Here is a 23,674-nt window from a genome sequence, read left to right as displayed (position 1 = left end):
CCGCGATGCCGGCTTCGACAACGCCGGCTTCAACAACGTCGATAGAGGACCGTCTCGTTGCGTTCGCACACGGGCAGCATCACCGCGCTGCGCCAGCGCACCGTGCCCGGGAACGCGGCCGTCATCGCTGCTTCGAGATCGACGAACCCGATGCACGCTTCGCTCACCGCGATGCAGCCGTCGCCGACGAAGAACCCGATGAACGCCTCTTCGGCCTTCGCCCGATCGCACTTCCACGCGCGAATTTCGGCCACCGCCTGCCAGGCGACGAACGCATTGCCGAGCGTGAATCCATGCGCCGTGACGATGACGGGGGCCGCGTGCTGGGCCGTGGGTGATGCGTGGTGGGGCTTGAGGTAGTGGACGGTGCCCATGGGTGTTCCTGCCTTTCGATCCTGTGACGGAATCGGGGCCGCGCATCGGTCAGCCGGTCTGCTAGCATTGCTGTCATCGCTAGCAATGCTTGCCGGAGGCCGCCATGACGACGCTCACCATCCGCAACCTCCCCGATGACGTGAAAACGCGCTTGCGCCTCTCGGCGGCGGCGAACGGGCATTCGATGGAAGAAGAAGCCCGCGCCATCCTGAGGCGTGCGCTGACGACACCCCAAGCCAGTCGCGGCGGTCTCGGTCAACGCATCCATGCGCGATTCGCGAAGCTGGGCGGCGTCGAACTCGAAACACCCGCGCGACGCGAACGCCCGCGTGCGCCACGCTTCGGCGCATGATCGCGCTCGACACCAACGTCGTTTCGGAATTGATGCGTGCGACGCCCGACCCGCGCGTCCTGCGTTGGGTCGACGCGCAAGCGAGCGACACGCTCGTGGTGACCGCGGTGACCGTCGCCGAACTGCTCTACGGAATCGCGCGACTGCCGGCCTCGCGCAAGCGCTCGCAACTGGAAGCCGCCATCGCGGCCACGTTCGACGAAGACCTGGTCATTTTGCCTTTCGACGACGCGGCCGCCGTCGATTACGCGACGATCGCGGCTTCGCAGGAACTGCGCGGCCGCACGGTGTCGATGGCGGACGCGATGATCGCGGCCACGTGCATGGCGGCGGGCGCTGCGCTCGCCACGCGCAACACGAAGGATTTCGCGGACCTCGGCATCGATCTCGTGGATCCGTGGCGCTGAACTGAATCGCGCAACCGAAAAAAATTGGCCCGCATCGTTTCAGGACCGATGCGGGCCAGGGGCCTCCCGCTCGCGACGGCGGCCAAATGACGGCCAGTGGTCCCCCAACCCCTGGCCGTCCGGGGTTCGCCGCCGACCATGCCGCGCGCACGCGGCCCTGGCTCCCCCCCGCGGTGGGGGGTGCGGGCACGCGCGCGTCGCGCGACCGTTGTCGCTTTACCGCGCCTGCCATCGTCGTGACCGGAGTCGCCCACCGTCCCCGTCGTTTGGGACGTGAACGTGTCTGAATTCGTGCTCAAGGCCACCCCGCCGCGGATGCCGCGCGCGGCGCTCGAGCGCGCGCACCTGCACGACGCGTTCCGGCATCGCCACGACCGCACGGCGCTGACCGTCGTCGCGCCCGCGGGCTTCGGCAAGACCACGCTGCTGCTGCAATGGCGGCGCTGGTGGCACGACGCCGGCACGCGCGTGGCATGGCTCACGGCGGGCGAGGACGACCGCCCCGCGCGGTTCACCCTCGCGTTGCAGCACGCGTTGCGCCTGGGCGGCGTGCTCGGTGAAGCGAACGACCAGCATGCACCGCGGCGCGACACCATCGCCGAACTCACGACGCTGCTCGCCGCCATCGCGGCCCTCGGCGTCGACGTGGGCGTGGTGATCGACGAAGCCGAACGCCTGCCCGAGGACACCGTGCGCGGGCCGCTGCAGTACCTGCTGCTCAACGCGCCGGCGAACCTGCACGTCGCGATCGGCACGCGCGTCGCGCTGCCGCTGCTGTTGTCCGAACTCGCGGCGAAAGACCAGTCGTTCGCGCTGAAGACCGAAGACCTGCGCCTGCGCCTGGAAGAATCGCTCGCGATCCTCGATGCGCGCCTCGGCGATCGCCTCACGCTCGACGAACGCGCGCGTGTGCACGGCATCGCCGACGGCTGGGCCATCGGCCTGCAACTGGCGATCAGCGCGATCGAAAGCGAACCCGATCCCGCCCGCGCCGTGCAGCACCTGTCCGCGCGGCACGGGGCGATGCAGGAGTACTTCGTCACGTCGTTGTTCGCGCGCCTGCCGCCCGAGACCTCCGCGTGCCTGGTGCGCGCCTCGATCCTCGAACACTTCGACGCGCGCTTGTTCCAGTCGGTCACCGGTTGTCGCCAGCCGCAGGACATGCTCGACCGCCTCGCGCGCGAAACCCCGATCCTCGCCGCGGGCGAGGGTACGCAATGGATTCGCCTGCATCCGCTCGCGCGCGACTTCCTCCTCGGCAAGTTCGAGAAACTCCCGCCGCGCGAACGCTCGGCGCTGCACACGCGCGCCTCGTCGTGGTACGCCGAGTGCGAACGCTGGCACGAGGCGGCGACGCATGCGTTCGCCGCCGGCGACGACGCGCTCGCGCAAACCTACGCCGCACGCTCGCTGTGGGCATTGAGCACGATCGGCAAACTCGCCGAGGCGCGCGAATGGCTCGAACGCCTGCCGCACGCGATGGTCGCCGGCGACACCGACCTGCGCCTGGTCGCGGCCGCGGTGCTCGCGTTCAGCGATCGCAACGGCGAAGCGCTGGCGTTCGCGCAGGACGTGCTGGCCGATCGCGAAGCGACGGCGCCGGCGCGCGCGCATGCATTGCGCATCGCGGCCGGGTCGGCCGCGTTCGGCGATCGCCTCGGGCTGCTGCCCGCGTTGGTCGATCGATGGCCCATGTCGCACGACGCCGGCGGCGGTCCGCTGTCGACCCTCGCGGGACTGAACACACGGGCGCTGAGCGCGCTGCACACGGGCGACGGCGGGCAAGTGCGCGCGTACGTCGCTGCGCAGCAACCCCATGGCGACGCCGGCACGTTGCGCCTGGCGGCGGCGCTCGGTCGCATGCTCGGCGCGCTGAGCCACCTGTGGGAAGGCCATCCCGTGCGCGCGGAAGCCGCGGTGCTGCCAGCGCTGCTGCACGCCGAACGCGATGGCCGGCGCGGCATGATCGCGTGCCTGTATGCGTCCGTCGTCGCCGCGGCGCGTTACGAACGCGGCGACGCCGCGCAGGCGCAGGCGCTGCTCGCCGATCGCCTGGACGTGATCGAACGCCACGGCTTCCCGGACAACCTGGTCTGCGCCTATCGCACGCTGGCGAACATCGCATTGGAAGCGGGCGACGAAGCGGGCGCGCTCGCGGCCCTGCACACGCTCGAGAGCCTGGGGGCGCGTCGGGGCGCGCCGCGCCTGCAGGCGATCGCGCTCGCGCACCAGGTGCGCGTGCATGCGATGAGCGGCCGCAAGGAAACGGTCGCGCGCACGCTGGACGCGCTCGACCACCTCGACCCCGCGTTCGACGAACCCGACATGCAACCGCTGCGATCCGAATATCGCCTCGCCGTCGCGTTCGCGCGCGCACGCGCCGCGCTCATGCACGAGCGCCTCGACGCCGCGGAACTCCACCTCGCCGACGCCGACCTGCTCGCCGAAACCCTCCAGCGCGGCAACGACGTGCAACGCGTGAAGGTATTGCGCGGCATCGTCGCTTCGCGTCGCGGCGACCCGAAGGCGATGACGCTGCTGCGCGAAGCGCACGACCTCGCCGCGCTTGCCGGCAACGCGCGCCTGGCCGCCGACACGCATCCGCTCGCCGCGCGCCTGCTGGAAGAAGCGCTCGACACGCCGCCGCCGCCCGCGCAACCGAAGTCGCGCGATCGCCACGCCCGCGCCGCGTTGCTCACGTCGAAGGAAGCCGAAGTGCTCGACCTGCTCGGCAAGGGGCTGCCGAACAAGGCGATCGCCCGCGCGCTCGACGTCAGCGGCGAAACGGTGAAGTGGCACCTGAAGAACCTGTTCGTGAAGTTGTCCGCTGGTTCCCGCAGGCACGCGGTCGAGCGCGCGCGGATGCTGGGCCTCGTGACCTGACGACGCCGGCGGCAGAAACAGGGGTCAGCAGAAACAGGGGTCAGAGCACCATTTCGTCGAAATGGTGCTCTGACCCCTGTTTCTGCCCCAAGATCGACGCCCCGCATTCGACATGCGCGAAGCGTGCCATCACGTCTTCGCCGAGGATGCGGCGGCAGTTGTCGGTGCCGTTGGAGGTGACCAGCGCGAGCCGCGCACCGTCGTCGTACAGCCGCTGCAACGCCGATGCGTGCGGAACGATGTTTGCGCGCGAGCGCGTTCTCCGCATCGACGAAGAACGGAAACGAATCGGCGAGCGTGCCGTCGAAGTCGAAGATGATGAGGTCGTAGCGCATTCACGCGCAGATTAACGGTTCACGAAAGCGGGTGTCACCCGCCATTCAGCGTGAACATCAGGCGCCTATGAATTCCAATTGGCGGCAGCGCGTCGGCTGCTTCCGCGCGCAGGAGCGAAGCAATGGAAACCCGGCGTGGCGTGGTCGCATTCTCGATGATGTGCGGCGTGGGCGTGCTGTTGGCGGCGGCGGGCGACACGCTGGTCGCGCCGAGCACCAACCTCGTGGCGGACTTCGTCGTTCGTCCGAGCATGCCGTTCCAGTCGTTGAAGCAAGTACCGACCTGGAACGAAGTCGAACGCCTACTCGATTCGCCGACCGCGATCGGCGCGTGCACGGAGAGCGGCATCAGCGGTAACGCGCAGGGGTATGCCGCGCGCTGTGCGACGGTCGCGCGTCGGCGATCGTTCCTGCCGGCGGGCTGCACGTACGATCCGTCGACCGGGTTGCCGCCTTGCGACGACGCGTTGTTGCCGCGCCTGATCGTGCATCCGCTCACCTACAACCCGATGACGGGCGAACAATCGCGCCTGCTCGATCCCGCGTTCCCGGGCGTGCCGAGTTTCGCGAGCCGCGGGCCCGTGTCGTCGGGTGCATCGCGCATTCCCGACGGCGCGCGCCCCGTGATCGACTACAACAGTCCGCTCGTCGACGACGGTGGCGATCCGGGCGAACCCGCGGGGTATTCGGCGGCGTCGGTGTGCGGCAACGACGCGCTCGCGAACTTCACCGAATCGCGCGCCACGTGCGACAACAACACGGGACGGTTGATCGATCCGACGCGCCTGGGCAACGGCAATCCGCGCGGGCTCGTCGATTCGCTGCGCAAGCCCACGGTCGGCGGCAACTTCCTGGTCAATTCGGTCGCCGCGCTCAACGGCAACCAGGCGGCGCTGGTGCCGTCGAATCCGAACGATTACATTCGCGACCGCGCGATGGCGCAGGTCCTGGGCAAGGCATTGTTCTGGGACATGCAGCTGGGCAGCGACAGTGTGCAGGCCTGTGCGTCGTGCCATTTCTCCGCGGGCGCCGACACGCGCCGGCGCAATTCGCTCAATCCGAACCACCTCGGCGGCGACACCGCGCTCGAGTTGTTCCGCAATCGCCATCTCGCGACGCCGCCGACCGCGGCGGACCAGGACGTCAACCGCGACATCCTCGCGAGCGATTTCCCGACGCACCGCCTGACCGACCAATCCCGGCCCGGCGAACCGCTGCTCAACCCGACCAACGTCATCCGCGAGACGAACGATGTCATCGGTTCGATGGGCATCCGGTTGCGCGGCTTCTCCGACATCCGCATCCCCGGCACGGCGGCCTTCGCGCCCGAAGTCGGCGGCATCCGCGTGTTGTTGCCGGACATCGGGTCCGGCGTGACCGACGAGATCCCGATCTATCGCGGCCGGCGTCGCGTCGAACCGCGCAACACGCCGACGATGGTCAACGCGGCGTTCAACTACGACCAGTTCTGGGACGGCCGCGCGAGCCACGACTTCAACGGCGGCAGCGTGTTCGGTGCGAGCGATCCGCAGGCGCACGTGTTCGTCGTCTCCGGCAGCAACCTTGTCGCGACGCGACAGATGATCCGTTTCTCCAGCATCGCCTCGCAGATCGTCGGTCCGCCGTTGTCGGACTTCGAAATGTCGTTCCGCGGCCGCAGCTGGCCGAAGATCGCCAAGCGCATGCTGCAGGGCGACGGGAGCGCGACGCTGCCCAACGTCGTGCCGCTCGCGAACCAGCTCGTGTCGGTGAACGACAGCGTGCTCGGTCCGTTCTCCAGCCAGGGCGGCAGCCAGTGCGTCGCGCTGAATCGCACCGTCGCCGTGGGCCGGCCCGGCCTGTGCCTGACGTATCGCGAGATGATCCAGCAGGCCTACGACCCCGCGCTGTGGTCGAACACCACGCAGCGCCTCAACGGCGCGATCCGGCGCTGCACGAGCGCGGTGAATGGTGTGGTCTCGCCGGCGGGGTGCGACCCGTTCGACGGATTCGTGCTGACCATCGCCGCGGGCGCGGCGTCGCCGACCAACCGCCTGCAGTTCACCCAGATGGAAGCGAACTTCACCTTGTTCGCGGGCCTGGCCATGCAGGCCTACGTCGAGATCCTGATCTCCGACGACACGCCGCTCGATCGCTTCCTCGACCGCAATCCGCAGGCGTTCCGCGGGTTCAGCCAGACGCTGGTGCTGTGCACGACGAACGGCAACGTGCAGCCGTGCCTCACCCAGGTCGAAGGGTTCCAGCGTGCGACGCCGCCCGCGGGCACGCCCGACCGGTTGCTGGGCATGGACCTGTTCTTCGGCACCAACCTCACGGGTCGCAACAACAACTTCCGGACCGCGCGTTGCGGCAACTGCCACAGTGGCGGCCTGCTCAGCAGCAACAGCTGGCAGCAGACGTCGCGCCTCGTGGTGCCGGACTTCGTGCGCGAGTTCTCGACGCCGGGCACCAAGCTCGCGCGCAAGGGACTCGGCATGCCGCGCCTGGCGACTGGCTTCCTGCTCGAGGACATGGTCAACCGCAACGCGGCAGGCGCGATCCGCCGCGATTTCATCCAGCAGGATTTCACGACGACGCGTCCGACCGGCTCGGCGATCTTCGACACCGGCATGTACAACATCGCGGTGCGCCCGACGTCGGAAGACGCGCTGCGCGGCGGCAACGATGCGTGGGGCTGGCCGTTGTCGGCGACCGCGCTGCAGCTGAAGAACCTCGGCGGCATCAACTTCGTGCCCGGCACCGCGTTGCCGACCTTCGATCCGGAGGCGCAGAGCGACTGCACGCCGCGTTGCACGACCGGCGGGTTGTACGCGCGCACCGCGCAGGACCAGAACATCAACCCCGGGTTCGGTTCGACGATCGTCAATCCGTTGCTGCCGACGACGCTCGCGCGGTGGATCCCGCCGCTCGTGATCGGCAATGCGCATCCGGTCGTCGACGAAACCGACGTCGGCCCCAACACCACGCTCGACGTGCCGATGCAGGATGGCTTCCTCGACGTGCTGGGCCCGTTCAATCCGCAGGCCGACCTCAACCAGCAGACCAACGCGGCGAACGGCCCATTGATGGGCACGTTCCCCAACGTCAACCGCATGGGCGGCACGGGCGGCGCGAAGGTGCCGGGCCTGCGCAACGCCGAGCTGACCGGGCCGTACTTCCACAACGGCGGGAAGCTCACGCTGCGCCAGGTCGTCAACTTCTACTCGCACGGCAGCGACTTCCCGATCACCAACGCCGCGCACCGCGACGCCCACATCGTCGAACTCGACAGTGCGCCGCAGGCCGCGCTCGTGTCCGCCGACCGCATCGCGCTGACCGCGTTCCTGCTCGCGCTCACCGACGAGCGGGTGGCGCGCGAACAGGCGCCGTTCGACCGGCCGGAATTGTTCATCGCCGTCGACGGCCGCGCGCCCGACAACACGCTGGGCCGCGACAACCTGGTGTTGCGGACGACGACCACGAGCACGTGCGGCGCCGCGATCTGTTACCGGCGCCTCGTGCCGATCGGTGCGGAAGGCAACGCCGCACGCCTGCCCGCGTTCCTCAACGTCGCACGCGTGGTCACCGCCGGCGCGAACAACGACCACTTCGACCAGTAGCACCGCAACCGGAGCGACGCGTTCGCTCCGTGCTTTTCGCATTCAGGCGGCGCATGCGTGAGGCATGCGCCGCCGGTCGTCCGCCGTGTCCGCAGGGAACGAGTCGCCCCGTTCGCACTCGGTAGAAGCAGTACGCGCCGAACAAGACGCCGCACGCGCCCCGCGCATTGGGTTTCATCGTGATCCCGTGAATGCCGTCGCCGCGCCTGCGAGCATCGCGCTGGCGCGCGCAAGGAGCACGGCATGGACACCCGACGGAACGCGTTGGCGTTTTGCCTGATGTGCGGGGCGGGGGCGTTGCTTGCAGCCGCGGGGGATACGTTGGTCGCGCCGAGCACGGGGATTCCCGCGGACTTCGTGATGCGCCCCGCGATCCCCTTCCAGTCGCTCAAGCAGATGCCGACCTGGAACGAGATCGAACGTTTGCTCGACACGCCGAACGCCGTCGGCGCCTGTCCGTCGGGGCAGGCCATGCTCGGCAATGCGCAGGGTTATGCGGCGCGTTGCGCGACCGTGCAGCGCAGGCGTTCGTTCCTGCCCGCGGGATGCACCTACGATGCGTCGACCGGGCTGCCGCCGTGCAACGACGCGCTGCTGCCGCGGCTCGTCGTGCATCCGCTGAACTACAACCCGGCGACGGGCGAGCAGTCGCGCCTGCTCGATCCTGCGTTCCCCGGCCTTGCGAGTTTCGCCAGCCGCGGACCCGTGTCGTCGGGGGCTTCGCGCATTCCCAACGGTGCTCGACCGGTCATCGATTACAACAGTCCGCTGCGCAACGACGGCGGCGACCCGGGAGAACCCACGGGCTATTCCGCGGCCGCGGTGTGCGGCAACGATGCGCTCGCCAACTTCACCGAGACGCGCGCGGCCTGCACCGGCAACACCGGCCGCCTGATCGATCCCACGCGCCTGACCAACGGCAACGCGCGCGGCCTGCCCACGAGTTTGCGCAAACCGAGCATCGGCCAGAACTACCTCGTCAATTCGACTGCCGCGCTATCCGGGCGCGCGTCCGCGCTCACCGCGTCGAATCCGAACAACTACATCCGCAACCAGCAGTCGGCGATCGCGCTCGGCAAGGCGCTGTTCTGGGACATGCAGCTCGGCAGCGATGGCGTGCAGGCCTGCGCGTCGTGCCATTTCTCGGCGGGCACCGACACGCGCGTGCGCAACTCTCTCAACCCGAACCACCTCGGCGGCGACACGCAGCTGAGCCTGTTCCGCAATCGACATCTCACGACGCCGCCGACGACGGCCGACCAGAACGTCAACCAGGACATCGTCGCGAGCGACTTCCCGACCCATCGCCTGGTCAACCAGGCGATCCCCGGTGAGCCGCTGCTCAATCCGACGAACGTCTCGCGCGACAGCAACGACGTGGTCGGTTCGATGGGCGTGCGCCTGCGCAGGTTCACCGACATCCCCGTGCCCGGCACGACTGCGTTCGCGGCGCTGAACAACGGCGTGCGCGTGCTGCTGCCCGACATCGGCGCGGCGGTGACGGACGAGATCCCGATCTATCGCAACCTGCGTCGCGTGGAGCCCCGCAACACGCCGACGATGATCAATTCGGCGTTCTACTACGACAACTTCTGGGACGGCCGCGCGAGCCACGACTTCAACGGCGGCAGCGTGTTCGGCGCGACCGATCCGCAGGCGCACGTGTTCGTCGATTCCGGCGGCACGTTGCAGGGGACGCGGCAGCTGATCCGTTTCTCCAGCATCGCCTCGCAGATCATCGGGCCTGCGCTGTCGGACTTCGAGATGTCCTTCCGCGGGCGCAACTGGCACAAGATCGCGAAGAAGCTGTTGCAGGGCGACGGCAGCGCGGCGCGGCCCAATGTCACGCCATTGGCGAATCAATTGGTGTCGACGAGCGACAGCGCGCTCGGGCCGTTCTCCAACCAGGGCGGCAGCCAGTGCCGTGCGCTCGGTCGTCCGGTGGCCGCGGGGCGGCCCGGCCTGTGCATGACGTATCGCGAACTGATCCAGCAGGCTTACTTCCCGACGCTGTGGCAGAACACCGCGGCGCACCTCAACGGTGCGGTGCGCAACTGCACGAGCGCCAACAACGGCATCCTGTCGCCGACGGGCTGCGATCCGTTCGATGGGTTCGTGCTGACGATCGCGGCGAACACGGCGTCGCCGACCGACCGCCTGCAGTTCACCCAGATGGAGGCGAACTTCCCGTTGTTCGCGGGCCTGGGGATGCAGGCCTACATCGACATCCTCATCTCCGACGACTCGCCGCTCGATCGCTTCCTCGATCGCAATCCGCAGGCGGTGCGCGGGTTCAACCAGCTGATCCCGCTGTGCACGGCGAACGGGAACACGCAGCCGTGCCTGACGCAGGTGGAAGGATTCAATCGCGCGGTGAGCACGACCGACCGGCTGCTGGGCCTCGACCTGTTCTACGGCACCAACCTCAGCGGACGCAACGCGAACTTCCGCGCGGCGCGTTGCGCGAACTGCCACGGCGGCGGGCTGCTCAGCACCAACAACTGGCAGATGGTGAGTCGCCTGACGATGCAGGATTTCGTGCGAGAGTTCTCGACGCCCGGCACCAAGCTCGCGCGCAAGGGACTCGGCATGCCGCGCACGGTGACCGGCTTCATGCTCGAGGATCTGGTCAACCGCAACGCATCGAGCGCGATCCGGCGCGACTTCATCAACCCGCGCTTCGACCTCGACGCCGACGGGCGAGCGCGTCCGCAGGGCGCGGCGTTCTTCGACACCGGCATGTACAACATCGGCGTGCGTCCGGTCGGGGAAGACGCGTTGCGCGGCGGTCGGGACGGATTCGGCTGGCCGCTGTCGCACGTCGCGATGCAGCTGAAGAACCTCGGCGGCCGCAACTACGTGGCCGGCACCGCGTTGCCGACGTTCGATCCGAACGCAGAGGCATCGTGTTCGCCGCGCTGCACCACCGGCGGCCTGTACGCGCGCACGGCACAGGACCAGAACATCAATCCGGGCTTCGCGCCGATCGTGCGGCGTCCGTTGTTGCCGACGACCCTGGCGCGCTGGGTGCCGCCGTTCGTGCTCGGGACCTCGCACCCGGTGTACGACGAGATCGACATCGGTGCGAACACCGTCATCAACGTGCCGATCCAGGAGGGCTTCCTCGACGTGCTGGGTCCGTTCAATCCGGAAGCGACGCTCAACATGCAGACCAACGCGGCGCAGGGGGCGTTGATGGGGACGTTCCCGAACGTCAATCGCATCGGCGGCATGGGCGGCGCGAAGGTGCCGAGCCTGCGCAACGCGGAACTGACGGGGCCGTACTTCCACAACGGCGGCAAGCTGACGCTGCGCCAGGTCGTGAACTTCTACGCGCACGGCGGCGATTTCCCGCTGACCAGCGGCGCGAATCGCGACTTCAACGTGGTCGACCTCGACCACGAAATCCAGACGGTGCTGGGTCCGGCGGACCGCGTCGCGCTCACGGTGTTCCTGCTCGCGCTCACCGACGAACGCGTCGCGCGCGAACAGGCGCCGTTCGACCGGCCCGAGCTCTTCATCCCGAACGACGGCCGCGCGCCGGACAACACCACCGGCCGCGCGAGTATGCTGGCGCAGAGCACCGCGACCAGCAGCTGCGGTACGACGATCTGCTTCCGCCGCCTCACCGCGGTCGGCGCGGCAGGTCACGCGGCGCGACTGCCGGCGTTCCTCAACGTCTCGCGCACGGTGATCGCGGGCACCAACAACGACCACTTCGACCAGTAGACGAGGGCAGGGAACATGCGCACGTTGGGGAAAGTGGTCGTCGGGATCGGCCTGCTGGTCGTCGCGCTCGGACTGGCGAATGCGATCCGGACGAAGGACGTGCCGCCATCGCTGGCGTCGCCGCCCGCGGCCACGCGCGATGCAGGGGCGGATCGCGCGGCGCCGGGCGATCGCGCGACGGCCTCGCCGTCGGGGAGCGCGACCGCGGCCACGCCCGCGCGCGAAAAGATCGTCGTCGCCTTCAAGCTCGATCGCGACATCACCTCCGGCCACTACCTCGGCGAACGCTGGGTCTCGCCGGCGACGTTCGCGTTCGCGCAGCCGGGCAAGCAATACACGACCTACGCGAAACTGCAGAAGGTCGGCGACGACGGCACGACCATCGACCTCAGCGGCGACTGGTCCACGAGCGATCCGAAAATGATCGCGATCAGCCGCGACGAACCGGGGCAGGTGACCATCGTCGTGCGCGAGCCCGGCGAAGCGCAGCTGGTCGCGAGCGCGGGCGGCCAGCGCAAGGTCCTGCAGGTGCGCGCGACGCGTCATCCCGACGCGATGGAAGTCGCCTTCGTGCAGTCGCCGCCCGTGCAGTAGACTCGGGTCGCTCGATTCGATCGGGCTCGATCAACCAAGACCCTGGGGAGGGTTGCATGGCGACTCGCATGACTTCGCCGCTGGCCGGATTCGGCTGGCTGCGCAACGCGGTGAACGTAGGTGCGCGCAAGCCGGGCACGTTGCTGCTCGCGGCGTTGCTGTTGTTCCTCGTGTCGATGATTCCTTCGCTGATCACGATGCCGATCCAGCTCGGCATGCCGGGCGACATGATGGCGTTCGTCGGCGCGATGGTGATCGCGTTCATCGCCGGACTCGCGTTGTCGCCCGTTCTCGCCGGTTTCCTGCAGGTGGTCGATGCGATCGAACGTGGCCAGCCCGTGCGGGCGCGCGACGTCTTCGCGGCCTACCGCAACGGTGTTGCGATGCCGAGCATCGTGTTCGGGCTGGTCATGATGGTCCTGTATGTCGTGGTGATCGCGGTGGCGATACTCACCGCGGCGACGGGCATCGGCGATTTCTTCCTGAGCCGATTCACCGACGGCGCGATCGCGGCGCCGCAGCTCGAGCCGGAAGTCGTGCAAGCGGGCATGTGGCGCATGGTCGGCACGATGTTCGCGTTGATGCTCCCGGTGTCGGGCATCTGGGCGATCGGCTTCGGCCAGATCGCGATCGGCCGCCGCGGCGTCGGCGAGGCGCTCGTGGATGGCGTCACCGGCGCGTTCAAGAACCTGGTGCCGATGCTGATCCTCGCCCTCGCGATCACCGTCGGCGGCATCGTGCTGGTCCTGCTGTTCGGACTCGTGCTGATCGTGCTGGGCGCCATCGCCAGCTTCGTCCACGAGTACGTGGCCTTCGCCGTGATCGTGCCGCTGTACTTCGCCTTCGCGATGGCGGTCTACGTGGTCAGCTTCGCGCTCGCGTACTTCTTCTGGCGCGATGTCTGCGCAGCAGACGCCGGCCCGGACCTGGCGACCGCGGAAGTCTGATCAAGCACTGCGCTGTTGCTTGTCACCCGATGAAGTGGGGGCAACGAAACGTCAGTGAGGAGGGGCATGCACACGCATATTCCCCTCCGAGCACGGCCATGGATGGCCGTGCGCACGGGCCTTGGCTGGCCATGGATGGCGCGCGCCAGGACCGGCGGAGGGGAATATGCGTGTGCATGTCCCTCCGCCCTTCCGAAGCTACGTTGCCCGACAGTCGTCAGGTATCAGGCATCACGTACTTGGCAGGCGCAGGATTCAGATGCCCGCACTGCTTGCACGTGCGGTGCTCGGCCGACGAGTAGAAGCGATCGAAGACGACAGGAAAGTCGTTTTCGATGTCGACGAGCTTGAAGAATTCTTCGTACAGCTTCGTGTTGCACTGCTCGCAGTACCACAGCAGGCCGTCGAGCTCGTGGTCCAGGCGCTTGCGTTCGATGACGATGCCGACCGAGTCGGGCATGCGCTGCGGCGAGTGCGGCACGCGCGGCGGCAGCAGGAAGGTCTGGCCGGCGCGGATCGGGATGTCGCGCACGGCGCCATCCTCCTGGATGCGCAGGACCATCTCGCCTTCGAGCTGGTAGAACCACTCGGCGCCTTCGTCCCAGTGATAGTCGGTGCGCTGGTTCGGGCCGCCGACGATCATCACGATGAAGTCGCCGGAGAACACGACCTTGTTGCCGACCGGCGGCTTGAGCAGGTGGCGGTGTTCCTCGATCCAGGCCTGCAGGTCGAGCGGTGCGGGCAGCATGGTCAATCCTCCGGTCGGCGCAGGCTCGCGACGCACTTGAGCTCGATCGCGATCGGCGTCGGCAGCGCGGTGATGCCAAGCGTGGTGCGGCACGGGGCGGTCGACGGGTCGGCGAAGTGTTCGGCCCACACGGCGTTGTACGCCTTGAAGTCGCGCCCCATGTCGGTGAGGTACACGGTGACGTCGACGAGGTCTTCCCACCGCGCGCCGCTGGCTTCGAGGACCGCGCGCACGTTGGCGAACACCGCGCGCGTCTGCGCGGCGATGTCGTACTTGCGCACGCGGCCGTCGGCGAAATACTCGTTGCCGGCGATGTCGTTGGTCGCCGGATCGCGCGGGCCGATGCCCGACAGGAACAGCAGGTCGCCGACGCGGCGCGCGTGCGGATACACGCCGACCGGCTTCGGCGCCGTGGACGCCTGGATCACGCGGTTCTCGATCAAGCCGTTCTGGTTCGCGTCGCTCATGCGCGGGCCTTCGAATTTCGGATGCGGGCGAGGGCGGCGTCGTACGCGGGCTGGAGTTCCTCCGGCCCCGCGACGCCGAGTTCGAGATCGTTGACGCGCCCGTCGAGCAGCGAATAACACCAGCCATGCACGGTGAGCGTCTGGCCGCGCGCCCACGCGTCCTGCACGATCGTCGTCTGGCACACGTTGGTGACCTGCTCGATCACGTTGAGTTCGCAAAGACGCGCATGGCGCATCGATTCGAGTTCGACTTCCTCCAGCAGCGCCGCGTGCTTCATCGCCACGTCGCCGACGTGGCGCAGCCAGTTGTCGGCGAGGCCGACGCGCGCGCCGGTCATGCTCGCGTGCACGCCGCTGCAGCCGTAGTGACCGGTGACCAGGATGTGTTCGACCTTCAGCAGGTCGACCGCGAACTGGATGACCGACAGGCAGTTGAGGTCCGCGTGCACGACCACGTTCGCGATGTTGCGGTGGACGAAGACTTCGCCCGGGTCGAGCCGCATGATCTGGTTCGCCGGCACGCGCGAGTCGGAGCAGCCGATCCACAGGTACTTCGGCGACTGCTGGCTCGACAGGCGCTTGAAGAAGGTCGGGTCGTCGCGGCGGACCTGTTCGGCCCACTCGCGGTTGTTGCGCAGCAGATCGTCGAGTTTGCGGCTCATGGCATCTCCGTCAAAGCGCAATCCCGACGTTGCGGGCTTCGGTAAAGAATCGCATCGCTTCCAGTCCGCCCTCGCGGCCGAGGCCGGATTGGCCCATGCCGCCGAACGGCGTGCGCAGGTCGCGCATCAGCCACGTGTTGATCCACACCATGCCGGTGCGCAGTTGCGAGGCGACGCGATGTGCGCGATTGAGGTCGCGCGTCCAGACCGACGCGGCGAGGCCGTAGTCGCCCGTGTTCGCGCGGGCGATCGCATCCTCGTCGTTCTCGAAGTGCTGCAGCGTCGCGACCGGTCCGAAGATTTCGTCGTGGTTGGTCGCGCAGTCGGGGCCGAGACCGTCGATCACCGTCGGTGCGACGAACCAGCCCGGACGCTTCAATGCGACGCCGCCGCAGCGCACCTGGCCGCCTTCGGCGCGCGCACGCGCGATCGCGCCGACCACCTTGTCGAAGTGCGCCTGCGACACGAGCGGACCGAGGTCGTTGTCCTCGTCGATCGGATCGCCGATGCGCAGCGCGAGCGCGCGTTCGACGAAGGCGTCGCGGAATTCGGCGTAGATGCGCCGTTCGATCAGCAGGCGCGATCCGCACAGGCAGATCTGGCCGCTGTTCTGGAACGCGGAGCGCACGATCGTGTCGAGGTGCCGTTCCCACTCGCTGTCGGCGAAGATCAGCGTCGGGTTCTTGCCGCCGAGTTCCAGCGAGGTCTTCTTCAACAGCGGCGCCGCGAGCGAGGCGATGCGCTTGCCCACCGCGGTGCTGCCGGTGAAGGAGATCGCCTTGGTGCGCGCATCGACGACGAGCGGTTCGCCGACGTCGGGACCCAGGCCGTGCACGATGTTGAGCACGCCTTTCGGGAATCCGATGTCCGCGGCGAGCTCGGCGAGCATCGTTGCGGTATGCGGCGTGATCTCCGACGGCTTGGCGACCACCGTGTTGCCGGCCGCGAGCGCGGGCGCGATCTTCCACGTGAACAAGTACAGCGGCAGGTTCCAGGGCGAGATCGTGCCGACGATGCCGAGCGGCTGCCGCAACGTGTAGTTGAGGCCGGCCTGGCCGTGGTGCGATTCGCTGGAGAACTGCGTCGCGGCGTGCGCGAAGAAGCGCAGGTTGCTCACCGCGCGCGGGATCTCGACGTCGCGCGCGAGGCGAATGGGCTTGCCGCCGTCGCGCGATTCGGCATGCGCGAAGTCTTCGAGCCGCGCTTCGAGCGCATCGGCGAGGCGCTCCATCCACCGCGAGCGCTCGCTGTTGGGCAGCGACGACCACGCGGGGAATGCGCGCTGCGCCGCGGCGAGCGCGGCCTCGACATCGCGTGCGTCGCCGGCGGCGACCTGTGCATAGGGTTGCGCAGTCGCGGGGTCGAAGACATCGAGCCAGCGGCCGCTGGCCGCTGCGCGTGCTTCGCCATCGATCCAGTGCGTCAGCTGCATGCGCGCAAGCTTACAGGGACTTGGTGCGCCCGCCGTCGACCGGCAGGTTCACACCGTTGATGTAGCCCGCCGCGGGCGAGCACAGGAACGCGATCACCGCGCCAAGCTCGGCGGCGTCGGCGAAGCGCCCCGCGGGCACCGTCGCGAGCATGCCCTTGGCGATCGCGTCTTTGTCCTTGCCGGTGGCCTTCGCGCGGTCGCCGAGGATCTGGTCGAGGCGTTGCGTGCGCGTGTAACCGGGCAGCACGTTGTTGACGGTGATGCCGTCGCCGCCGACTTCGGTGGCGAGCGTCTTGGCCCAGCTCGCGACCGCGCCGCGGATCGTGTTCGACACGCCGAGGCCCGCGATGGGTTCCTTCACCGACGTCGAGATCACGTTGACGATGCGGCCGAAACGCGCGCCGCGCATGCCGGGCAGCACCGCCTGCGCGAGTGCCTGGTTGGCGAGCAGATGCTGGCGGAACGCGCGCTCGAACGCATCGCTGTCCGCCGCATGCACCGGGCCGCCCGGCGGGCCGCCGGTGTTGTTGACGAGGATGTGCACCGGCTTGCCGGCGGCGAGCGCCTGCGCCTGCGCGCGAAGGCGATCGGTTTCGAGTGCGTCGGCGGAGAGCCAGCCGTGTTGCTGGCCGTCCCTGCACGGCAGTTCGGCGGCGAGCCTTTCGAGCACGTCGGCGCGGCGCGCGAGCAGCGTGACGTCGGCGCCGAGCAGCGCGAGCTCGCGCGCGGCGGCGCGGCCGATGCCTTCGGAAGCGCCGCATACGAGCGCGTGCTTGCCGGTCAGGTCCAGGTCCATGTCAGTCTCCTGCGGGGGTGCGGTTCGCGTCGAGCGCGTCGCGCATCAGGCGGGCGAGGGCGCGCGCGTCGTCGGACGGTTGCGCTTCGAAGTTCGCGATCACCGCTTCGCGATTCGCGGCGGGGTGGTTCTGGCTGAGCTTCGCCTTGATGTCGAAACGTTCGACGTGCAGGCGGAAGCCGACGATGCCGCGCAACTGCGAGCGGTGCGCATCGTCGTCGATATAGCGCCAGCCCTGGCCGACGCGCGGCTCATGCTGGTCGCCGAGGTCGGACACGATCGACGCGAGGTCGTCGGTGTCGGTGAGTCGTTCGAGCGTGCCGTGGAGATGCGCGACGACGTAGTTCCAGGTCGGCACGCGGTGCTCTTCGACCTTGTCCGGATACCACGACGGCGACACGTACGCGTGCGGGCCGTGCACGATCGCGAGCGCGGGGCCGGTGTGCGTGGACTGCGGATTCGGTTTCGCCCAGTGGCCGCGCAGCGTGACGCGATCGCCGTCGCGGTGGTAGAGCACCGGCAGGTGGCTCACGCAGGGCGCGCCGTCGACGACGGTGACCAGGGTGATGAAGTTGTCGGCGTTGAACAGCGCGTCGAGCGCGGCGGGGTCGTGCGAGGCGAAGGCGCGCGGCAGGTACATGCGGGGCGTCAGTGGCGCGGTGGCAGGACGGTGACCATCAACGGGCGCAACTGCTCGTCGTGTTCGGCGCGCGGCGGAGCGACTTCGTCGATGTCGAAGCCACGCTCGATGGCGTCTTCGCGATCCAGCCCGTCGTATTCGACGAACTCCGCGTCGAGCAATGCAGCACGCGCGCTGTCTTCGCTGTCGTAGGCGAGCGTGTTGCCGTCGCTGTCGAAGACTTCCGCCGTGCCCGCTTCACGCACGCGCAGGCGCGCCCAGACGATCGTGCGGCCGAGCGTCGCCAGCCACCAGTGCGCCGGTTCGTTCATCGACTCACCCATAGGCCTGCGCCCACAACCAGAGCATGCCCGCGAGCGCCAGGCCCGCGATGATCACCATCAGCGAGATGCGCGCGGGCGTCGCGAGCCCGCTCAGGCTGCGATCCTGCGCGTCGCGATAATCGCCGCGCAGCAACCACCCGAGGGCCGCCGGCTTGAGGAACGCGCCGGCGCCGAGCTGCGCACCGATCTCCGGATGCCGGTCGCGCACGTGCACGAGCGCGAGCGGCCAGAAGATCACGAACGCGGTCGCGCCGGCGATGGCGAGCGCGACGAACAACAAAGCGAAGAACAACAGCATCAATACTCCGCGTTGCCCGGCGTACGCGGATACGGAATCGCGTCGCGGATGTTCGACAAACCGCAGACATACACGACGAGGCGTTCGAAGCCGAGGCCGAAGCCCGCGTGCGGCACCGTGCCGTAGCGGCGGAAGTCGCGGTACCAGCCGTAGTGCGCCGGATCCAGGCCGAACTGCGCCATGCGCGCGTCCAGCACGTCCAGGCGCTCTTCGCGCTGCGAACCGCCGATGATTTCGCCGATGCCCGGCGCGAGCACGTCCATCGCGGCGACGGTCTTGCCGTCGTCGTTGAGGCGCATGTAGAACGCCTTGATGTGCTCGGGGTAGTTCATGACGACGACAGGGCGGCCGACGTGCTGTTCGGTGAGCCAGCGTTCGTGTTCGGTCTGCAGGTCCAGGCCCCATTCGACCGGGAAGTCGAACTTCACCTTGCTCGCCTGCAGCAGCTTGATCGCATCGGTGTAGTCGATGCGCTCGAACGGCGCGTTGACGAACGTCTCCAGGCGCGTGATCGCATCCTTCTGCACGCGCTCGGAGATGAAGGCCATGTCGTCCCCGCGTTCGGTCAGCACCGCGCGGAACAGGTACTTGAGGAAGTCCTCGGCCAGCTGCGCGTCGATGTCGAGGTCGGCGAACGCGATCTCCGGCTCGATCATCCAGAACTCGGCGAGGTGGCGCGTGGTGTTGCTGTTCTCCGCGCGGAACGTCGGCCCGAACGTGTACACCTTGCTCAGCGCCAGGCAGAACGCTTCGACGTTGAGCTGGCCGGACACCGTGAGGAAGGTTTCCTTGCCGAAGAAGTCGCGCGTGTAGTCGACCTTGCCGGCCGGATCGCGCGGCAGGTTGGCCATGTCGAGCGTGGAGACGCGGAACATCTGGCCCGCGCCTTCGGCGTCGGACGTGGTGACGATCGGCGTGTTGACCCAGTAGAAGCCCTGCTCGTGGAAGAAGCGGTGCACCGCCTGCGCCAGGCAATGGCGGATGCGCGTGACCGCGCCGAACAGGTTGGTGCGCGGGCGCAGGTGCGCCACGTCGCGCAGGAATTCCAGCGAGTGGGCCTTGGGCTGGATCGGATAGGTTTCCGGATCCTCGACCCAGCCGACGACTTCGATCGACGCGGCCTGGATCTCGTAGGACTGGCCCTTGCCCTGCGAGGGCACGAGCGTGCCGCGCGCGACGACCGCGCAACCGGCCGAGAGGTGCTTCACCTCGTCCTCGTAATTGGCCAGCGTGTTGGTGGCGACGACCTGGATCGGCGCGAAGCACGACCCATCGCTGACGTGGACGAAGCTGAGCGGGCCGGCGTCGCGCCGGGTGCGCACCCAGCCGCGGACCGTGACTTCGCCGCCGGCGGGCATCTTGCCCGAGAGCGCGTGTTCGACGCTGACCACCGTCATGCCTTGATTCCTCGAGAGTGCGAAACCACCTTCCTGAACCGACAAGTGTATCCGACCGGCACTGTCGATCCGCCCCATCTACAATGTCGCCACGATCCCGGAGACCCGAATGGCCGTCACCCTCGCTCCCGCCGCCCTCGAACGCATCCGCGGTTACCTGCAGACCGCACCGGCCGTGCTCGGCCTGCGGTTCGGCGTGAAGAGGACCGGCTGTTCCGGCTGGGGCTACCTCGCCGACATGGCGAAGGACGAACGCCCCGGCGACACCGTGTTCGAACACGACGGCGTGCGGATCTATGTCGACGCCGAAAGCCTGGCCTTCGTCGACGGCACCGAGATCGACTTCGTGAAGCAGGGCCTCAACGAGCAGTTCGTGTTCCGCAACCCCAACGCGACCGCCGAATGCGGCTGCGGGGAGTCCTTCACGACCAAGGCCGACGCCGCGTAAGTTGGGATTTCGGCGGGGAAGTTGCTCCAAGCCCCTGATTCCCCCATAATTTCGCGCCCCGCGGAAAGCCTGCGGGTTTCTTGCTCCATCGGGTGGCTGTATCGCAACACTCCCCGAGGAGCTGTCCGGCCTGACAAACAGGCCACATCCACAAGGAACGACCATGCGTCATTACGAAATCGTGTTCCTGGTCCACCCGGACCAGAGCGAACAGGTGCCGGCGATGATCGAGCGCTACAAGTCGCTCATCGAAAACGGCAACGGCAAGATCCACCGCCTGGAAGACTGGGGCCGCCGCCAGCTGGCCTACCCGATCGCGAACCTGGTGAAGGCGCACTACGTGCTGCTGAACATCGAGGCCGGCCAGGAAGTGCTCAACGAACTCGTCGACACGTTCCGCTTCAACGATGCGGTGCTCCGCCACCTCGTCATGAAGCGCGACGACGCCGTGACCGAGCAGTCGCTGATCATGAAGAACAAGGACGAGAAGGGCGACAAGCCCGAGCGTGGCGAACGCCGTCGCCGTGACGAAGAAGGTTCGGTCGGCTCGGCCGATACCGACGACAACGCCGCCGAAGCCGCATAAGGAACGCACCCATGTCCAAGTTCTTCCGCCGCCGCAAGTTCTGCAAGTTCACCGCCGAGGGCGTCAAGGAGATCGATTACAAGGATCTCAACACCCTCCGCCAGTACCTGACCGAGACCGGCAAGATCGTGCCGAGCCGCATCACGGGTACGAAGTCGAAGTACCAGCGCCAGCTGCAGTCGGCCGTCAAGCGCGCCCGCTTCCTGGCCCTGATCCCGTACACCGACAACCACAACGCGTAAGCGTCACGTCCATTCGGACAGCAAACAGTTGCGGCGCGCCGGGTGCGCGCCGCTAACGAATCGGAGCAATTGAAATGGATCTGATCCTCCTGCAGAAGGTCACGAACCTCGGCAACCTCGGCGACAAGGTCAAGGTGAAGCCGGGCTTCGGCCGCAACTTCCTCGTGCCGCAGGGCAAGGCCGTGCCGGCGACCGCCGCCAACGTCGCCGAGTTCGAAGCCAAGCGCGCCGAATACGAAGCCAAGGCCAAGGCCTCGCTCGACGGTGCCGAAGGCCGCAAGGCGCGCCTCGAAGGCGCGTCGGTCACGATCGCAGCGAATGCGTCGACCGAAGGCAAGCTCTACGGTTCGGTCGGCCCGCGCGACATCGCCGACGCCCTGACCGCCGCCGGCCTGCCGGTCGAGAAGTCGGAAGTCGTGATGGGCGAAGGCCCGCTGCGCAACATCGGCGAATACGACGTGCTGGTGCACCTGCACGCCGACATCGAAACGACCGTCAAGGTCGTGATCGTCGCAGAAGCCGCGTAAGCCACGCTTCGAAGCAATCGAACGGGCGCCCCTCGGGGCGCCCGTTTTTTTGTGCGCGATGCGCGCACGTTTGCCGTGCGATCTCAACTTGTGCGATTTGCACCGGTTATCCACAGACTTGTCTGCAACGGTCATCGCCCGACCGGGACTAGCATCGCCGGCCAGGGCAGGGGAGATGGATCACCGATGAGCGTACGCCAAGGGTTGCGTTCGGACGCCGCATTCGCGACGCGCAACGACCACCGCATCGAACAACTGCGCGTGCCGCCGCAATCGGTCGAAGCCGAACAGGCCGTGCTCGGTGGATTGATGCTCGCGCCCGATGCGTACGACCGCGTCGCCGACACGCTCGTCGAAAACGACTTCTATCGCCGCGACCACCAGTTGATCTGGCGCGCGATCCGCGAACTCGCCGAACGCAGCAAGCCGTACGACGCGGTGACGCTCGGCGAATGGTTCGAGTCGATGGGCCTGGCCGAACAGGTCGCCGGCGGCGCGTACCTGATCGAACTCGCGAGCACCACGCCGTCGGCCGCGAACATCAAGGCCTACGCCGAGATCGTGCGCGACAAGGCGGTGCTGCGGCAGCTGATCGACGTCGGCACCGGCATCGTCAACGACGGTTTCATGCCCGAAGGCCGCGACAGCAGCGAGATCCTCGCGAAGGCCGAGCAGGACGTGTTCGCGATCGCCGAAGCCGGCGCGCGCGGCCGCACCGACTTCACGCCCGTCAACAAGGCGCTGTCCGAAGCCTTCGACGTGCTGCAGAAGCGCTACGAGAACGGCGGCAGCGTCACCGGCGTGCCGACCGGCTACACCGAATTCGACGAGATGACCGCCGGCCTGCAGCCGACGGACCTGTTGATCCTCGCCGCGCGTCCCGCGATGGGCAAGACCACGCTCGCGCTCAACATGGCGGAGTTCGCCGCGTTGAAGACGAAGAAGGCGGTCGCGGTCTTCTCGATGGAAATGTCGGCCTCGCAGCTCGCGTTGCGCCTGATCTCCTCGGTCGGCCGGGTCAACGCGACGCGCCTGCGCACGGGCCAGCTCGAGGACGAGGACTGGAGCCGCGTCACCGGCGCGATCCGCCAGTTGCGCGAAGCCAAGGTCTTCATCGACGACACGCCCGCGCTGTCGCCCGACATCCTGCGCGCCAAGTCGCGCCGCCTGAAGCGCGAGCACGACCTCGGCCTGATCGTCATCGACTACCTGCAGCTGATGCAGGTGCCCGGCAACAGCGAGAACCGCGCGACCGAGATCTCCGAGATCTCGCGCTCGCTCAAGGCGCTCGCCAAGGAACTCCACGTTCCCGTCATCGCGCTCTCGCAGCTCAACCGCTCGCTGGAAACGCGAACCGACAAGCGCCCGGTGATGGCCGACCTTCGCGAATCCGGCGCGATCGAGCAGGACGCCGACGTGATCGTCTTCATCTATCGCGACGACTACTACAACAAGGAAACCTCGCCGGACAAAGGCCTGGCCGAAGTGATCATCGGCAAGCAGCGTAACGGTCCGACGGGGTCGATCAAGCTGAAGTTCTTCGGCGAGTACACGCGGTTCGACAACCTGTCCCACGACTCGGTGGGCAGCTTCGAATAGACCAGGGGTTCATCAGGGGCCAGCGAGAGGAGTCACCGGCGATGGCGTACGTGTATGCGGTGGAATTCGTCCTGTTCGATCCAGCGGGGACGCAGGACGCGGTCCGAAAACACATCCTCGCCGACGACCGCTACGAGGCGGTCCAGCTCGCCCGACAACTCCTGGCCATGCAGGAACCGTGCATCGATGCCGAGCGCATCGATTGCTGCAAGGTAGTACGCCTCGGCGCGTAGCTCCCGCGCGTGTAAAAGCAGCAGCGCGACACAAGATGGACGACCCGGCGCATGT

At 67.9% G+C, this 23,674-nt stretch carries 24 protein-coding genes; 13 read left to right on the top strand and 11 right to left on the bottom strand.

Going from position 1 to position 23,674, the window contains the following annotated elements:
* Positions 1–29: 29 nt before the first annotated feature.
* Entirely contained in the window at positions 30–374 is a 345-nt protein-coding gene (locus tag LK996_RS09995) for a hypothetical protein (RefSeq protein WP_230527036.1), read from the bottom strand.
* Between the two features lie 104 nt (positions 375–478).
* Between LK996_RS09995 and LK996_RS09990 the strand changes: the two genes are divergently transcribed.
* From LK996_RS09990 to LK996_RS16690, 3 genes are all read left to right on the top strand, one after another.
* Positions 479–727, top strand: a complete 249-nt coding sequence (locus LK996_RS09990) for a FitA-like ribbon-helix-helix domain-containing protein (protein WP_230527035.1) — start codon at positions 479–481, stop codon at positions 725–727.
* Positions 724–1,134 (top strand): type II toxin-antitoxin system VapC family toxin, encoded by a 411-nt coding sequence (locus tag LK996_RS09985; RefSeq protein ID WP_230527034.1) that lies wholly within the window; start codon positions 724–726, stop codon positions 1,132–1,134. The genes LK996_RS09990 and LK996_RS09985 overlap by 4 nt, the downstream gene beginning before the upstream one ends.
* 279 nt (positions 1,135–1,413) lie before the next feature.
* Positions 1,414–4,017 (top strand): winged helix-turn-helix domain-containing protein, encoded by a 2,604-nt coding sequence (locus LK996_RS16690; protein WP_230527033.1) that lies wholly within the window; start codon positions 1,414–1,416, stop codon positions 4,015–4,017.
* 40 nt (positions 4,018–4,057) lie between these two features.
* Here LK996_RS16690 and LK996_RS09975 read toward each other — a convergent pair whose 3' ends face one another.
* Positions 4,058–4,285 carry an HAD family hydrolase gene (locus tag LK996_RS09975; RefSeq protein WP_230527032.1) on the bottom strand — a complete coding sequence of 76 codons (228 nt, stop codon included), beginning with the start codon at positions 4,283–4,285 and terminating at the stop codon, positions 4,058–4,060.
* A gap of 189 nt (positions 4,286–4,474) precedes the next feature.
* Between LK996_RS09975 and LK996_RS09970 the strand changes: the two genes are divergently transcribed.
* From LK996_RS09970 to LK996_RS09955, 4 genes are all read left to right on the top strand, one after another.
* Positions 4,475–7,951: a cytochrome c peroxidase gene (locus LK996_RS09970; protein WP_230527031.1), complete on the top strand. Its 3,477-nt coding sequence runs from the start codon at positions 4,475–4,477 to the stop codon at positions 7,949–7,951.
* Positions 7,952–8,194: 243 nt separating this feature from the next.
* Positions 8,195–11,680, top strand: a complete 3,486-nt coding sequence (locus LK996_RS09965; protein WP_230527030.1) for a cytochrome c peroxidase — start codon at positions 8,195–8,197, stop codon at positions 11,678–11,680.
* A gap of 15 nt (positions 11,681–11,695) precedes the next feature.
* On the top strand, positions 11,696–12,274 hold the full coding sequence (locus LK996_RS09960; protein ID WP_230527029.1) for a hypothetical protein: 579 nt from the start codon (positions 11,696–11,698) through the stop codon (positions 12,272–12,274).
* Between the two features lie 56 nt (positions 12,275–12,330).
* On the top strand, positions 12,331–13,221 hold the full coding sequence (locus tag LK996_RS09955) for a hypothetical protein (RefSeq protein WP_230527028.1): 891 nt from the start codon (positions 12,331–12,333) through the stop codon (positions 13,219–13,221).
* A 217-nt stretch (positions 13,222–13,438) separates the two neighbouring features.
* On the opposite strand, the gene LK996_RS09950 is transcribed toward LK996_RS09955, so the two are convergent.
* Genes LK996_RS09950 through asnS form a run of 9 tightly spaced genes read right to left on the bottom strand, consistent with a single transcriptional unit; the run spans position 13,439 to position 19,984 of the window.
* The gene (locus LK996_RS09950) at positions 13,439–13,969 is read right to left on the bottom strand and encodes a 3-hydroxyanthranilate 3,4-dioxygenase (protein ID WP_230527027.1); all 531 of its coding nucleotides are present in this window, start codon (positions 13,967–13,969) and stop codon (positions 13,439–13,441) included.
* A 2-nt stretch (positions 13,970–13,971) separates the two neighbouring features.
* On the bottom strand, positions 13,972–14,436 hold the full coding sequence (locus tag LK996_RS09945; protein ID WP_230527026.1) for a RidA family protein: 465 nt from the start codon (positions 14,434–14,436) through the stop codon (positions 13,972–13,974).
* Positions 14,433–15,098, bottom strand: a complete 666-nt coding sequence (gene can, locus LK996_RS09940) for a carbonate dehydratase (RefSeq protein ID WP_230527025.1) — start codon at positions 15,096–15,098, stop codon at positions 14,433–14,435. Before can ends, LK996_RS09945 begins: the two co-directional genes overlap by 4 nt.
* A 10-nt stretch (positions 15,099–15,108) precedes the next feature.
* A complete protein-coding gene (locus tag LK996_RS09935; RefSeq protein ID WP_230527024.1) occupies positions 15,109–16,530 on the bottom strand; it encodes an aldehyde dehydrogenase in 1,422 nt (473 codons plus the stop codon).
* A gap of 10 nt (positions 16,531–16,540) precedes the next feature.
* Complete coding sequence (locus LK996_RS09930; RefSeq protein WP_230527023.1) at positions 16,541–17,326, bottom strand: SDR family oxidoreductase; 786 nt, start codon at positions 17,324–17,326, stop codon at positions 16,541–16,543.
* A gap of 1 nt (position 17,327) precedes the next feature.
* Entirely contained in the window at positions 17,328–17,966 is a 639-nt protein-coding gene (locus tag LK996_RS09925; RefSeq protein WP_230527022.1) for an FMN-binding negative transcriptional regulator, read from the bottom strand.
* An 8-nt stretch (positions 17,967–17,974) separates the two neighbouring features.
* The gene (locus LK996_RS09920) at positions 17,975–18,277 is read right to left on the bottom strand and encodes a hypothetical protein (protein WP_230527021.1); all 303 of its coding nucleotides are present in this window, start codon (positions 18,275–18,277) and stop codon (positions 17,975–17,977) included.
* 4 nt (positions 18,278–18,281) lie between these two features.
* Positions 18,282–18,587, bottom strand: coding sequence for a hypothetical protein (locus LK996_RS09915; RefSeq protein ID WP_230527020.1), 306 nt, complete (start codon positions 18,585–18,587; stop codon positions 18,282–18,284).
* The gene (gene asnS, locus LK996_RS09910) at positions 18,587–19,984 is read right to left on the bottom strand and encodes an asparagine--tRNA ligase (protein ID WP_230527019.1); all 1,398 of its coding nucleotides are present in this window, start codon (positions 19,982–19,984) and stop codon (positions 18,587–18,589) included. The genes LK996_RS09915 and asnS overlap by 1 nt, the downstream gene beginning before the upstream one ends.
* Before the next feature lie 109 nt (positions 19,985–20,093).
* Between asnS and LK996_RS09905 the strand changes: the two genes are divergently transcribed.
* The 6 genes from LK996_RS09905 (at position 20,094) to LK996_RS09880 (ending at position 23,619) form a co-directional block, all read left to right on the top strand.
* Complete coding sequence (locus LK996_RS09905; protein ID WP_230527018.1) at positions 20,094–20,432, top strand: HesB/IscA family protein; 339 nt, start codon at positions 20,094–20,096, stop codon at positions 20,430–20,432.
* 163 nt (positions 20,433–20,595) lie between these two features.
* On the top strand, positions 20,596–21,018 hold the full coding sequence (rpsF, locus tag LK996_RS09900; protein WP_230527017.1) for a 30S ribosomal protein S6: 423 nt from the start codon (positions 20,596–20,598) through the stop codon (positions 21,016–21,018).
* Between the two features lie 11 nt (positions 21,019–21,029).
* Positions 21,030–21,260 carry a 30S ribosomal protein S18 gene (gene rpsR / locus LK996_RS09895; protein ID WP_036164458.1) on the top strand — a complete coding sequence of 77 codons (231 nt, stop codon included), beginning with the start codon at positions 21,030–21,032 and terminating at the stop codon, positions 21,258–21,260.
* 74 nt (positions 21,261–21,334) lie between these two features.
* Positions 21,335–21,787 carry a 50S ribosomal protein L9 gene (gene rplI, locus LK996_RS09890; protein ID WP_230527016.1) on the top strand — a complete coding sequence of 151 codons (453 nt, stop codon included), beginning with the start codon at positions 21,335–21,337 and terminating at the stop codon, positions 21,785–21,787.
* Positions 21,788–21,973: 186 nt separating this feature from the next.
* Positions 21,974–23,386, top strand: a complete 1,413-nt coding sequence (locus tag LK996_RS09885) for a replicative DNA helicase (RefSeq protein WP_230527015.1) — start codon at positions 21,974–21,976, stop codon at positions 23,384–23,386.
* A 41-nt stretch (positions 23,387–23,427) separates the two neighbouring features.
* Entirely contained in the window at positions 23,428–23,619 is a 192-nt protein-coding gene (locus tag LK996_RS09880; RefSeq protein ID WP_230527014.1) for a hypothetical protein, read from the top strand.
* Positions 23,620–23,674: the final 55 nt, after the last annotated feature.

The organism is Noviluteimonas lactosilytica (assembly GCF_020866925.1).
GTDB lineage: Bacteria > Pseudomonadota > Gammaproteobacteria > Xanthomonadales > Xanthomonadaceae > Noviluteimonas > Noviluteimonas lactosilytica.
This window is presented reverse-complemented; position numbering and strand designations above follow the sequence as displayed.